Origin of the sequence: Streptomyces sp. LaBMicrA B280, from assembly GCF_049222185.1 — a bacterium.
GTDB classification, from domain to species: domain Bacteria; phylum Actinomycetota; class Actinomycetes; order Streptomycetales; family Streptomycetaceae; genus Streptomyces; species Streptomyces murinus.
Map to the genome: position 1 here is coordinate 59111 of NZ_JBMJCT010000011.1, position 12903 is coordinate 72013.

Below are 12903 nucleotides of genomic sequence, written 5' to 3' on the forward strand. Positions count from 1 at the left end.
GACGGCCGCGGCGCACGCACCGATCAGAACAGCGGTCACCGCAACCCGTCGACCACGAAAAGAAATCCCCACGATTTTCCCCCCATTCAACCAAGGCCCGGCAACGAAACAGTAAACGGTGATGTTCGGGGATTCGAATCGCCCCGCCCGTTCCTTGCCGCGTCCGCTTCCTTCCGACGGACTTAAGACTGCCCTTTGTCGCCCCTCACGACCAACCTGCCCACGGTGTCGTAAAGTTGCATGACAGGTATTTCGCCTGACCGGGGGGAGCAGGACTAGTGGCCGGAATCGAATATTCCGCCCTGGGTTTCGACGAGCTGGACGACTTGAGCGCGTCGGCGTACGGCCAGGCAGTGCGGCTGGGTCGCTTCGAACACGAGACCATCGCCGTCAGGCTGGGCCTTTCCGCACCCGAGGTCGAACGCGCCGAACAGACCCTGCGCCATCTGCGCCTGCTGCAGCCCATGCCCGGCGAGCCGACCGCGCTCGTCCCGGTGGGCCCCGACGCGGCCGCCGCCGACCTGGTCGGCGCGGCCGAGCGCCAGGTGCACGATCTCCAGCAGGCCATCACCGAGGTCCGCGCCAAACTGCTCTCGCTGACCCCGCTGTACTTCGAGGGCCGCCGCGAGCGGAACCGGCTCGAGGCGTTCGACCTCATCGCCGACGCCGCGCTCGTGCAGTCGATGATCGACGAGCGCCGTCAGCTGTGCCGCAGCGAGGTCCTCATGATCCAGCCCGGCGGCCCGCGCCCCTCCCAGGTGCTGCCCGCCGCCCGGGAGGCCGCCCAGGAACTGCTGGAGCGCGGGGTGCGGATGCGTACCCTCTACCAGCACACCGCCCGCAGCGACCTGCCCACCCGCGCCTACGTCCGGGACGTCACCGCGGCCGGCGCCGAGGTCCGCACCGCCGACGAACTCATCGACCGGCTCTTCATATACGACCGTGAGATCGCCTTCCTGCCCGAACGCACCTCCTGCGGCGACCAGCCGCCCGGCGCCGCGGTGGTGCGCGAGCCCACGCTCGTCTCCTTCCTGTGCCAGGTCTTCGACTACCTCTGGGACAGCGCCACCCCCTTCGAACCGGACACCGGCAAGGCGCCCACCACCGGGGACGACGTGAAGCACTCGATCCTGCGGCTGATGTCGAAGGGCTACAAGGACGAAATGGTCGCCCGCCGGCTCGGCATGTCCGTGCGCACCTGCCGCCGGCACATCGCCGAGATCACCGAGGAGCTGGAGGCGACCAGCCGGTTCCAGGCCGGTTTCAACGTGGCCAGGTCCGGCATGCTCAACGGCCTCCCCGCCGAACAGCACCTCAGTCCCCCGGAGCCTGCGGGTCGTTGAGCGCCTCCTCGATCGCGTCCACGCAGTCCTGGTCCAGCATGGTGGCCACGTCCGTCTGGGCCGTCGTGCCGAACCCGGCGTCGTAGACGGCGGCGCTGACGCAGTACGCGTCGTCGATGACGAAGCTGCGAAAGCCCCACTCGTCGCCGGTGCCGACGGTCCCGTCCGGGCGCTGCACCTGCACCGGGCGGCCATCGGGGCCGAAACCGAACTCCGTGAAGCGGAAGTTCATGCCCTGCCCGATGGCCTTGCTGTACGCCTCCTTCAGGGTCCACAACCGCACCAGACTGGGGTTGCGCTCCCGCTCGTCCAGCATGGAGAGCGTGATCAGTTCGTACGGTGTGCAGACATGCCGGCCGAGACCGCTGCCGTACATCTGCCGGTCGACCCGCTCGGCGTCCACGCCGATCAGCCCGCGCGTGGTCAGCCCGACCAGCAGCACGTCACCGGTATGGCTGAGACTGATGTCGATCTGGTCGTAGCCGCGTAAATACGGCCGCCCGGTGGGGCCGTAGGCCAGTTCCAGCTGCTCCGGGTCGCTGCGCAGCACCGCCCCGGCCGCGCATTTGAGCAGCAACCGGGAAGCCGCGTAGCGGCGGCGCACGTCCTCGTGACTCAGCTCCAGATAGCGGGACCAGTCCCGGCCCAGCACCTCGCGCAACGCCACGTCCTGCGGGAGCTGCTCGCCAAGCGCGGACAGCCGCGCCCACAGCAGCGCGGACCCGCTCTCCAGCAGATCCCGGCGGACCTGCTGCCACGCCGAGTCGCGGAAGTCCGCCACCTCCACCGGAACGGTCAGCGAAGGCCCGATCGCCGATCCCTGGGGGGCCGTCATGCCTGCTCCTTCACACACGCGTGGATGTCCCCGAATGTCCGCGCTGTCAGGAAAGGCTGTATGGACAGCCGCCGTCCGGTCTCTTCCTCCAGAACCGTGAGCAGGCGGAGCAACAGCACCGAGTCCCACTCCGGCACGTCCGCCAGCCGGGTGGCGGCGTCCCGTCCGCGCAGGTCGATGCAGCACTCATCATGAAGCAGTCGGAGAAAATCGTCGAGGCAGCCAAGATCCATTGACATTCTTTCCAGCCAGGTTCGCGGTCATGCGGATGTGCGGGGGCACCGAAGGGAGTGCGGAGAGAACGTGCCGGTAGTGCGTGCCCCCGTGCGCGGGGGCACCGGGGGTGCGAGGGCCGCCGGGCTCTGTCTCAGTGAAGCCGAGTTCCGGGTAGAAGGAGCGGGCCGGCACGTTCTTGGCGGTCTCGGTGAAGCAGGCGCGCACCTCCCGGCAGCCGGTGGCACACGCCTCGGCGAGCAGGGCGGCGAGGCATGCCTGCTCGATGCCGCGGGCCAGCACCCGGCAGCTGAGCCAGACGTTCACCACCTCGGTCACAGACCCGGTCCGCCGGGTCAGTACGGCACCCACCAGGCCATGCGCGCCGAACCGGTCGGCGGTACGGGCCACCAGCAGCCGTTCGCCCCGGGCACCGCCGGTCGCGGCGGCGACCTCGGCCTCGGTCAGCCGGATGCCGGTCAGGTTGAACCGGTTGGTGCGTTGCGTGAGTTGGGCGGTCCGGGCGTACTCGTACGGCAGCGGCGGCCCGAAGTCGACGGTGGTCGCCAGGTCGGCAAGGTACTCCTCGGCACTCCCGGCGTCGCCGCGCAGCCGCTCCCGCCGCGCCTCGGCCCGGTACCGGCCGGGGCGCTCGCGGTCTTCCTCGGTGAGGCCCGGCTGGGTGAACCAGCCGTCACCCAGCAACCGCTGCGCGTGCAGGGCGGGTTCGTCGTCCAGGCGGACGACGGCCACCTCGGGCAGCGCGGCGCGGATCAAGGTGCACTCGGCCGGGGAGTCGTCGGCGAAGACCAGCGCGTCGGTACCGATCCCGGCCCGCGCGGCGATCTCCCGCAGCGCCTCGTCCTTGGGTCCCCATCCGGCGGCGATGTGCACGAAGTCGTCCTCGGACACCCGCATGTCCGGGTGGCCCCGCAGAACCCGCCGCACGTCCTCGGGATCGTTGCGGCTGCTCACGGCGAGCAGCACCCCCTGGGCCCGCAGCTGGAGGGCCAGCCCCTGGAACGCCCCGAAAGCCTCCGCGCGCGAGGTGCCCGCCGCGGCGATCCCGTCGGGGCCGTCCTCCGCCAGCACCCCGTCCCACAACGTGTGGTCGAGGTCCAGCACCAGGCACTTCCGCGTCATGCCGGACAAGGACCGGGCCAGATGGCCGACTTCCCGGGCGTACGCGGCGAGCAGCCCGGCGCCCAGGCGGGCACCGGCGTGGTGGGCCAGCCGGGCGTCGCACAGCGGACCGTCCTCGGCCAGCAGCGGATCGAGGTCGATCACCACGACGCCGTCGGACTCCTCCGGCAACCGCAGCAGGGCCGCGTTGAACTCCCGCCACAGCACGCCCAGCCGGGCCCGGGACCGCAGGTCCACCAAGCGCCGGCTCCACGCGGCGGCCAGCGGCAGGGTGTTGAGCACCAGCGTCCCGCCGAGCCGGGCACGGTGCCCGGCCACGACCGTGCGCAACAGCTCCAGCACCTCCCCGCAGGCGCGCGCCACGTCGTCGGGGCACCAAGTGCCCGGTACCCGCTCGAAGACGGACTCGGCGTCGAGCAGGCACAGGGTCAACGCCGGGCGCAGTCCCTCGAATCGCCCGCCGGGAGCGGTCAGATCCGCTACGAACGCGCCGTGATCGCCGAGCACGGCCCGCAACGCCATTCCGTGCCGGGCGAGTTCGGCGGCGAGGGGATCGAGCACCGGGGCCACCGTGGACTGGCCGGTGACGGCCACGGTCAGTACGGGCACGCCGGGGTGGTGGGCCGCCACCCGGTCCGGGTCGGCGCCGGACAGCAGCCGGCCCACCCGGCGCAGCGCCGCCGGGTCATCGGCGACCTCGTGCCGGGCGAGCAGCGCGGGGACAGTGTCGTACGACTCTTCCAGCTGCCCCTCGTCCCGCAGCAGCCGTAGCCGCTCGACGGCGCCGGAGGCGGGGGCGGGGGCCGGAATCGGCGCGTCCAGGGGCTCAGACCTTCTCAAGGCACACCCCCGTACTGATCCATTTGCTGGACTCCACCGCCAGGGCGAGTGCCCGTTCGCCGGGCCGGGCCTCCTCGGCGACGCGGTCGAGCTGGTGGAAGGGCAGCGCGTTCCCGGTGTTGCCGGTGTCGGTGACGCAGCTGATCTCGCGGGCCGCGGGCAGGGCGAGCCGGTCGAGGATCCGCCGGGTCATGTTCCGCGACAGCTGGGGCGGCAGCAGGTAGTCGACGTCCCCCGGCTCCCAGCCCGCCAGTTCCAGCATCTCCCACAGTGCCACGGCGGCCATGTCCGGCACGGACTCCTCGATCGCCTTGTAGTCCTCGGTGACGGCGGGGCCCTCCTGCGGGGTGGCGCTCGCGCCGTACCAGTTGACGATCTGGCCGGGCGCGCGGCCCTGCCCGGAGAACCGATTCAGCACCGCGCGCACGGCAAGCCGGTCGCCGAGCGGTTCCGCGGTGAGCGCGGCGGCGCCGGCGCCGTCCCCGAACAGCACGTAGTTGACCAGTTCGGCGGGCGGACGGCGGGCCGCTCCCGGGCGCAGATCCAGGTGCCGGTGCGTGACGTCGCCGCCGATGACCAGGCCGGCCGCCGCGTCACCGGCGAGCAGGGAACGGCCGAGCCGCAGCGCTTGCAGCGCGCCGGAGCAGCCGGCCTGGAGCTGGTAGACGGGCAGGTGGCCGAGGCCCAGCAGGTCGGCGACCTCGGTGGCCGTGGTGGGCAGCAGCCGGTCCGGGGTGGCCGTGGCCAGGACGAGGAAGTCGACGTCGGCGGGATCGAGTCCGGCCCGGTCCAGCGCCTCGTCCGCCGCCCGGGCACACAGCCCGGCCAGGCTGCCGCGGACCTCCCCGGTGTCCAGGTCGCGGGCGAAGTGCCGGAAGCGGGTGCCGACGAATACGTCCATCCACTCCGCGCTCACGCCCAGCGCACGGCCGAGCGTTTCGTTGTCCACGGGTTCGCCGGGCAGCGCGGTCCCGGTCCCGGCGATGAACACGGACGACACGGATCACTCCTTTCCCGGCGTCGCGCCGGCCGGGACGAGCCCGGCCAGATGCACGGCCAGGGAGTCGATGGAACGCAGCGCCGGAATCAGATCCGGCACCGCCAGCTCGCCCACCTGGGGCAGCCGCGCCTCGATCCGGTCCTTCAGCTGCATGATCATGACCGAGTCGAACCCGAGGTCCTCGTAGAACCGGGCCCCCCGCGTCAGCTCGCCCGCGGGATATCCACCGACCTCGGCCACGGCCCCCACGACCGCCTCGACGACGACCGGCTCCGCCCCCGGGCCTCCCCGGCCGCCTTCACCCCGATCGCCCCCGTCCGGACCCGGCCGGAGGCGACCCCGCTCGGCCCGCTCTCCCCCGGCCCCGTGCGCCGTCCCCGCCTCGGCGCCTTCCCCGCCGCCGTCGTCGACCGCTTCGCCCGCCGCCACTCGCGCCTCAGTGCGCGGGAAACGGGGGCGGTCGTCGAAGGCGTAAGGGGCCAGGCGTTCCGGACGGCGGTGTTGCGGGGCGTAGAGGGCGGACCAGTCGGGGTCGAGGCCCGCCCGGTACAACGCGGCGACCACGTCGGCCAGTTCACGGCCGGTCGCGGCGGGGCCGGGGCATGGATGGAGGCAGTCGACTCCCGCGCCCAAGCCCGCGCGCCCCACAAGACCCAGCAGTTGCGGGCGGGGACCGAGCTCCACCAGATGGGTCGGCGCGAGCTGCCCCACCAGCGCGCTCAGCGCGTCCCCGAAGAGCACCGGCTCGGCGGCCTGCGCACCCCAGTACGCGGCGTCCAGCGGCTCGTCCCGCAGCAGCCTCCCGTACCGGGTGGAGGCGAACGGCACCTCGGGCGCCCGTACGGCCGCCCGCGCCGCTGCCTCGCGCAGCAGCGGTACGACGGGCGCGACGGCCGGAGAGTGGAAGGCGAGCGGCGCGTCCAGAAGGCGGGCGCGCAGGCCCTGTCCGGCGAGCCTGGCGGCGGCACGCTCCAGCGCGGGGCGCCCGCCCGCCAGCACGGTGTCCGCGGGGCCGTTGACGACGGCGAGCGCCAGCTCTGGTTCCCCGGCGAGCAGCGCGTCGACCGCCTCCCGCTCCCCACGCACCGCCAGCATCCCGCCGCCGGGCAGCTCGGCCATGAGGGCGGCGCGCGCGGCGACCAGCGCGGCGGCGTCCGCGAGACCGAGCGAGATCCGGCGGCGTCCGCGAGACCGAGCGCGCCGGCCGTGACCGCCGCCGCGTACTCGCCCACGCTGTGCCCGAGCACCGCCGCCGGGCGCACCCCCAGCTCGGTGAGCGTCCGGGACAGCGCGTACTCCACCGCGAACAGCGCGGGCTGCGCCAGCCGGGCGCCGGTGATCCGCTCGTCCCCGGCGAGCAGCAGCTCGGTCAGCGACCGGCCGGTGTGCGGCGCGAGCGCGGCGTCGGCCTCGTCCAGGTGCCGGCGGTAGGCGGGCAGATCCCGGTACAGCCCGGCGGTCATGCCCGGGTAGGGGCTGCCCTGCCCGGTGAACAGGAACCCCACGACCGGGGCCGCCGACGGCCGTACGGCGTCCCGCGCGGGCCGCTCCGCGTCCCGGCGCAGCGTCCCGGCCAGTTCCTCGGCGTCCCGCGCGGTGGTGGCGTAGCGGTACGGCAGTCCCGTCTTGGCGCGGTTGCTGCTCCAGCACAGGGCGGACACCGCGCGGCCGCGCCCGGCCACCGCGCCCGCCTGCGCCAGCAGATTGCGGCGCAGCCCCTCGGCGGAGTCCGCGGTGACCGTGAACACCCCGGCGGCCGAGGGAACACGCCCCGGCCGGGGCGGCGCGGGCGCGGACGCCAGCACCACATGCGCGTTCGTGCCGCCCATCCCGAAGCTGCTCACGCCCGCCACCGTCTCACCGCGGGGCAGCCGCAGCGGCGCCTTGATGAGCCGCAGCCCGCGCTCGGCCATCCGCAGCCGCGGGTTCTCGCGGTCCGCGTGCCGGCTCGTCGGCACCACCCGGTGGTGCAGCGCGAGCGCCGTCTTGATCAGCCCGGCGATCCCGGCGGCGCCCTCCGTGTGGCCGAGGTTGCCCTTCACCGAGCCGATCGCGCACGGCTCGTCACGCGGCACCCCGTGCACCGCGCCGAGCGCCGCGCACTCGATGGCGTCGCCGAGCACCGTCCCGGTGCCGTGCGCCTCCACGAAGCGCACCCGGTCCGGGGTGACGCCGGCCCGGTGGTAGGCGGTCGCCAGCACCTTCTGCTGGGACCAGCGGCTGGGTGCGGTCACGCCGTTGCTGCGCCCGTCCTGGTTGACGGCGCTGCCCCGGATCACGGCGTAGACCCGGCTGCCCTCGGCGAGCGCGTCCCGCAGCCTGCGCAGCACCACCACGCCCACCCCGTCGGCGCGGCCGATGCCGTCCGCGTCGGCGGCGAACGGCTTGCAGCGCCCGTCCGGAGCGGCGAGCCCGAGCTGCTGGTAGACCAGGCCGAGGGTCGGCGAGAGCACCAGGTTGACGCCGGCCGCGACGGCGGTGGAGCACTCCTCGGTGCGCAGCGCCTGGACCGCGAGGTGCACCGCGACCAGCGAGGAGGAGCAGGCCGTGTCCACGGCGAGGCTCGGCCCGTGCAGGTCCAGGTGGTACGAGACCCGGTTGGCGATCATTCCGGCGCTGCTGCCCGCGCCGAGCTGGGGCGTGGGCCGGTGCTGCCCGGACAGCGTCAGCCGGCCCCACTCGCCGCCCATCACCCCGACGAAGACCCCGGTGTCGCTGCCGGCGAGGGCGCTCGGGGATGTCCCGGAGTCCTCGATCGCGCGCCACACACTGGGCAGCAGCAGCCGCTGGTGCGGGTCCATGGCGGCGGCCTCACGCGGCGGTACGGCGAAGAAGGCGTGGTCGAAGCCGTCGATGCCGTCGGCGAAGCCGCCCCGCGCGACGCCGGGGTGGGCGGCCGGGTCCCAGCGGTCCGGCGGCACCTCGCCGATGGCGTCGCCCGAGCCGAGCAGCAGTTCCCAGTAGGCGTCGACGCCGTGCGCGCGCGGGAAGAGGCAGTCGATGCCGACGACGGCGATGTCGTCGCCCATCAGCGGTCCCGTCCGGCGAAGACCTCGGGGTGGGCGGCCGGCAGATGGGCCAGCAGCCGGCCGACGGTGGGGTGGTCCCACAGCAGGGTCGGCTCGGCCACGACGCCCCACTCGTCTTCCAGGTCGCCGCAGAGGCTGAACGCCACCACCGAATCGGCACCGTAGTCGGCCAGCGGCACGGCCGGGTCGATGGTCTCGGCCGGCCGGTGCAGATAGGCGGCGAGCCGGTCCAGCAGCCACGGTCCGAGGGCGGTGTCGGGGGCGGTGGGCCGGTGCGCGGGTGCGGTCATGGTGGGACTCCTTCGCGAGCCTGCGGGGGTGGTCAGCCGCTCACAGGGGTGGTGTAGAGGTCGTAGCTGAGCTGGGCGCCGTAACGAAGCTGCACCTCGTGCCGGATGCGGGCCGCGCACTGCGGGGGCGGGTCGGCGACCTTGAGGCCGAGCCGGCGGGCCAGCCGGTGCAGGGCGGCGGCGGCCCAGGACGCTTCGGCGAGGAAGGGATCGCCGGCGCGCCCGGCCTGCCGCCACACACCGAGCACCGCGGCGGCGGCCAGCAGCAGCGCGTACCGGTCGACCAGCGCGAACCCGGCGGCCGGCCAGACACCGGTGCGGGCGTCGCGCTCCAGGCCGCGGACCCGCGCGCGCAGTTCGGCCAGTTCGGCCGCGAGCGCCCGCGCGTATCCGGCCAGGGCCCGCTCGGCCGGTCCGGTGCCGGTGATGTCGTCGGCCGCGAGCGGCAGGCACGCGGTGAGCGCCTCATGCCCGGAGGCGAGGCTGAGCCGGGCCGCGGTGGCGGGCGGTACCGGCGTGCCGGGCCTGAAGAGGGCGTCGGGCGGCGGTTGCGCGCCCTGCCAGGAGGTGCGGGCGAGCCGGGGCAGCTGGGGGATGACGGTGGCCTGGCAGGCGGCGGTGCCGGCGTGGCCGAGACTGAGCACCGGTACGTCCCTGATGTGCTTCTGGAAGATGCCGAGCGAGCCCTCGCGGGTGTAGATGCCGGAGCCGAGCACGGTCGACAGGTCGTACATGGTCTCGATGAGCACCTTCGGCAGCAGGTACTTCAGCGCGGCCGAGTAGACACTGGTCTGTTCCGGCAGCAGGTGCAGGGCACGCAGCGCGAACACCGCGAGGCTGTCGTACATCAGCAGGTTGACGAAGGCGCCGGTGGTGGCGGCGGAGGCACGGACCGCGTCGGCGGTGTGGCCGGCCCGCGCGGGCAAGGACCGCGACTGCTCGAACATCACCGCGGTGCGCAGCACGGTGTCCACGGCGGCGACCGCGCAGGAGGCGATGACCGTGCGGCTGAGCTGGAAGGAGCGCAGCGCAGTGGCGACGCCGGTGCCCTCCGGGCCGAGCAGGGCGCTCGCCGGTACGGGGCAGCCGTCGAACTCGATCCCGGCGAACCGGCAGCCGCGCAGGCCGACGGCGACCCGGCGCGGCAGCAGCGCGGCGCCCGGGGCGGGCAAGGCGTCCGGGCGCAGCAGCAGCGCCGAGTGGCTGCGGCTGCCGGCGGTCTCGCCGGTACGGCAGAACAGCACCAGGGCGCGGGCCCGTTCCAGGTTGTTGATCAACGGCTTGACGCCGTTCAGCGACAGGCCGTCAGCGGTGCGCCGGGCCGTGACGCCGCTGCGCACATAGTCGTTGCTGTGGGCGGTCTCGTGCTGGGCGATGGCTGCCTTCTGCCCGTCGAGCAGCAGTCGGGCGAGCCAGGCCCGCTGTTCCTCCGTGCCGGCCAGCCACACGTCGGAGGCGGCCATCCAGCTCATCATGCCGTAGCCCATGGCGAGCCCGACGTCCCGCCGGAACACCGGCCGCATCACGGCCACCAGGTCCTCGTACGAGTCCAGCCGGCCGCCGAGTCCGACCGGCACGAACTCGGCCGGCATGCCCAGGGAGTCGAGCAACTCCTCGCCCCCGTGGAACCGTTCGGCCAGCCGGTCGGCGGCGAGCAGCGCGGCGTACCCGTAGGGGTTGGCCGGGTCGGCGGGATCGCCGAGCGCCGACTCGACGCGCGCGGCACGGACCCGGCCCGGCTCGGCGCTCACCGACGCGGACCGGAGCGGACCGGAGCCGACGCCCGGCGGGGACGCGCCGTCGGCCACCGCGGGCGCCGTGCTCACCACCGGCCGCCCCCACCGGCCGGCGCGGGCAGCAGGAGATCCTCGCCGAGGGCGGTCCGGCGGGCGCCCACCAGCTGGTGGACCGCCGGGTCCAGGACCTGGTGCAGGGCCGGCAGCTCACCGGCGAGGAACAGCCGCCGGGTCTCGGCACGGCGCACCTTGCCGCTGGTGGTGCGGGGCACCGCACCGGGGCCGACCAGCAGCACGTTGGCGAGGGGGGCGTTGCAGCGGGCGCCGACGGCCTCTTGGACCAGCCGGACCAGCCGTTCGGCGCGTTCCTTGTCGTCGAGGTCGGCGCGGGACTCCAGGACCAGCGCGAGCTGCTCGCGACCGCCGGCGTCGACACAGAACGCGGCGGCGGCGCCGGGCCGCAGCGCGCCGGCCGCCTCCCGCACGGTCCACTCGACGTCCTGCGGATAGAGATTGCGGCCGTTGAGGATGATCAGCTCCTTGAGCCGGCCGGTGACGTACAGCCGGCCGTCGGCCAGGACACCGAGGTCGCCGGTGCGCAGGAAGCCGGTCTCGCCGTCGTCCAGGGTCGCCCGAAACGTCTCCTCGCTCTCCTCGGGGCGCTTCCAGTACCCCTGGGCGACGCTGTCGCCGCGCAGCCAGATCTCCCCGACCCGGCCGGCCGGCAGCTCCCGGCGCCGCTCGGGCTCGACGATCCGCACGTCGTAGCCGGTGACCGGCCCGCAGTCGACGAGTTCGCGTGCCGTGTCCGCGCCGGACGGCCCGGTCAGCCGCCCGTGCTCCAGCGCCTGAGCGTCCGCGGGACGGGTGGACCAGGGCGCGCCGGGGGTGCCGCCGGAGACCAGCAGGGTGGCCTCGGCCAGTCCGTAGCAGGGATAGGCCGCGGTGGCGCGCAGCCCGGCGCCGGCGAAGTGCTCGGTGAAACGGCGCAGGGTGTGCGGGCGTACCGGCTCCGCGCCGTTGAGCACCAGCCGCCAGCTGGAGAGGTCGAGGGTGGCGGCCTCCTCGGCGGAGACGCGGTCGACGCACAGGTCGTAGCAGAAGTTGGGGCCGCCGCCGACGGTCACGCCGTACTCGTCGATGGCACGCAGCCAGCGCATCGGCCGGCGTACGAACGCCTCGGGCGCCATGCACACGGACATGCCGCCCAGCCAGACGGGGTGCAGCAGATGGGCGATGAAGCCCATGTCGTGGTAGTGCGGCAGCCAGCCGCCGAAGCGGTCCCGCGCCGTGGTCCCCAGCACGTCCTGCAGGAGCCGCTGGTTGTCCATCAGGTTGCGGTGGGACACCATCACGCCGCGCGGCTCACGCACCGAACCCGAGGTGTACTGGAGGAAGGCCAGGTCGTCCGGGCGGGTGCGCACCGGGCGCCAGGCGTCCGCATCGCCCAGCTCGGGCCGGTCGGTGGCCAGGCAGTCGACGCCGTCGCGCAGCGTATCGGCCAGCCAGCGGGAGACCTCGGGGGCGCTCGACGCCTCGGCGAGCACCAGCCGCGCGCCGGTGTCGTCCAGCATCGCCCGGACCCGGCCCGCCCGCCGACCGTGCCCGCCGGCGCCGTCCGGCAGCGGCGCCGGCACGGCCACCGCGCCCGCGTACAGGCAGCCGGCGTAGGCGCTGAGGAACTCCGCCGTGGAGGTGTACAGCAGCAGCACCGGCGTCCCGCCGGCCCGCCGTTCCTGGAGCATCGAGGCGATTCTTCGGGCCCGCAGGTCCAGTTCGCCGTAGGACAGCCGCACCGGGTGCACCCCGGCCCCCCGGTGCCGCAGCTCGACATGCGCCTCGGCCTGCGGGCGCTCGGCACCGCGGGCACGCAGCACATCGGTGAAGGTGGCCGGTTCGGCGCTGGACAGGTTCGGCATCGCTCCCCCTTGCGACGGGGGCCACCGCGCACTCGTCCGCGGGCGGCCCTTTACCTGCCGAACATGCTCGAACAGTTCGCTAAAGAGACGCTTGCGGCGGTTAAGCCGTGCGCGTCGGGGCGCGCGGGGCGGCGACGCGGTCGTCGCACGCCGTCAGATGGAATCCGGTCAGCCCCGTGAGCCGGGCGGTGCTCGTCCCGCTTCCCGACATATGACGCAATACGGCACCAAACCTGCTATTTCGCAGGTCAGGTGCCGTGGGAGCAGAAGTGCCCGGAGCCGGACTTGAACCGGCACGCCCGCGAAGGGGCAGCGAGGTTTAAGCTCGCCGTGTCTGCATTCCACCATCCGGGCAGGCCATGGGCTCCGCTTCGAGGGTCCGAGCCTATCGGGACACATCCCCCGAACAGCGGAACGTCGGACCGATGTTGTCTTATTTTATTGACGTCTGAGGGTGCATCAGACCACGGAACTCGCCATCCGCACTTGCCAGTAGCGTGACGTGACGCATGTGCACCTGTATGTGAAATGACGGAATTTCACCGTCCGAAGAAG

At 73.7% G+C, this 12903-nt stretch carries 9 protein-coding genes, 1 tRNA gene and 1 pseudogene; 1 reads left to right on the plus strand and 10 read right to left on the minus strand.

What is annotated here, in order from left to right:
- Positions 1 to 278 precede the first annotated feature (278 nt).
- Entirely contained in the window at positions 279 to 1343 is a 1065-nt protein-coding gene (locus ACLF5H_RS10495; protein ID WP_421675789.1) for a LuxR C-terminal-related transcriptional regulator, read from the plus strand.
- On the opposite strand, the gene ACLF5H_RS10500 is transcribed toward ACLF5H_RS10495, so the two are convergent.
- The 10 genes and pseudogenes from ACLF5H_RS10500 to ACLF5H_RS10545 all read right to left on the minus strand — a co-directional run bounded on the left by ACLF5H_RS10500 (position 1315) and on the right by ACLF5H_RS10545 (position 12702).
- A complete protein-coding gene (locus ACLF5H_RS10500) occupies positions 1315 to 2178 on the minus strand; it encodes a 4'-phosphopantetheinyl transferase family protein (protein WP_421675790.1) in 864 nt (287 codons plus the stop codon). The genes ACLF5H_RS10495 and ACLF5H_RS10500 overlap by 29 nt on opposite strands.
- A complete protein-coding gene (locus tag ACLF5H_RS10505; RefSeq protein ID WP_421675791.1) occupies positions 2175 to 2411 on the minus strand; it encodes an acyl carrier protein in 237 nt (78 codons plus the stop codon). Before ACLF5H_RS10505 ends, ACLF5H_RS10500 begins: the two co-directional genes overlap by 4 nt.
- Complete coding sequence (locus tag ACLF5H_RS10510) at positions 2368 to 4374, minus strand: HAD-IIIC family phosphatase (RefSeq protein WP_421675792.1); 2007 nt, start codon at positions 4372 to 4374, stop codon at positions 2368 to 2370. The genes ACLF5H_RS10505 and ACLF5H_RS10510 overlap by 44 nt, the downstream gene beginning before the upstream one ends.
- A complete protein-coding gene (locus ACLF5H_RS10515; RefSeq protein WP_421675793.1) occupies positions 4361 to 5374 on the minus strand; it encodes a 3-oxoacyl-ACP synthase III family protein in 1014 nt (337 codons plus the stop codon). Before ACLF5H_RS10515 ends, ACLF5H_RS10510 begins: the two co-directional genes overlap by 14 nt.
- A 3-nt stretch (positions 5375 to 5377) precedes the next feature.
- Positions 5378 to 6493 (minus strand): acyltransferase domain-containing protein, encoded by a 1116-nt coding sequence (locus ACLF5H_RS10520; protein ID WP_421675794.1) that lies wholly within the window; start codon positions 6491 to 6493, stop codon positions 5378 to 5380.
- Between the two features lie 116 nt (positions 6494 to 6609).
- Positions 6610 to 8403: pseudogene (locus tag ACLF5H_RS10525) on the minus strand (type I polyketide synthase); the annotation flags it as partial.
- Positions 8403 to 8693, minus strand: a complete 291-nt coding sequence (locus tag ACLF5H_RS10530) for an acyl carrier protein (protein WP_421675795.1) — start codon at positions 8691 to 8693, stop codon at positions 8403 to 8405. The gene ACLF5H_RS10530 and the pseudogene ACLF5H_RS10525, both read right to left, overlap by 1 nt.
- A gap of 32 nt (positions 8694 to 8725) precedes the next feature.
- The gene (locus ACLF5H_RS10535; RefSeq protein ID WP_421675796.1) at positions 8726 to 10519 is read right to left on the minus strand and encodes an acyl-CoA dehydrogenase; all 1794 of its coding nucleotides are present in this window, start codon (positions 10517 to 10519) and stop codon (positions 8726 to 8728) included.
- Positions 10516 to 12348, minus strand: coding sequence for a fatty acyl-AMP ligase (locus ACLF5H_RS10540; protein WP_421675797.1), 1833 nt, complete (start codon positions 12346 to 12348; stop codon positions 10516 to 10518). Before ACLF5H_RS10540 ends, ACLF5H_RS10535 begins: the two co-directional genes overlap by 4 nt.
- A gap of 270 nt (positions 12349 to 12618) precedes the next feature.
- Positions 12619 to 12702: transfer RNA gene (locus ACLF5H_RS10545), tRNA-Leu, on the minus strand.
- Between the last annotated feature and the right edge of the window lie 201 nt (positions 12703 to 12903).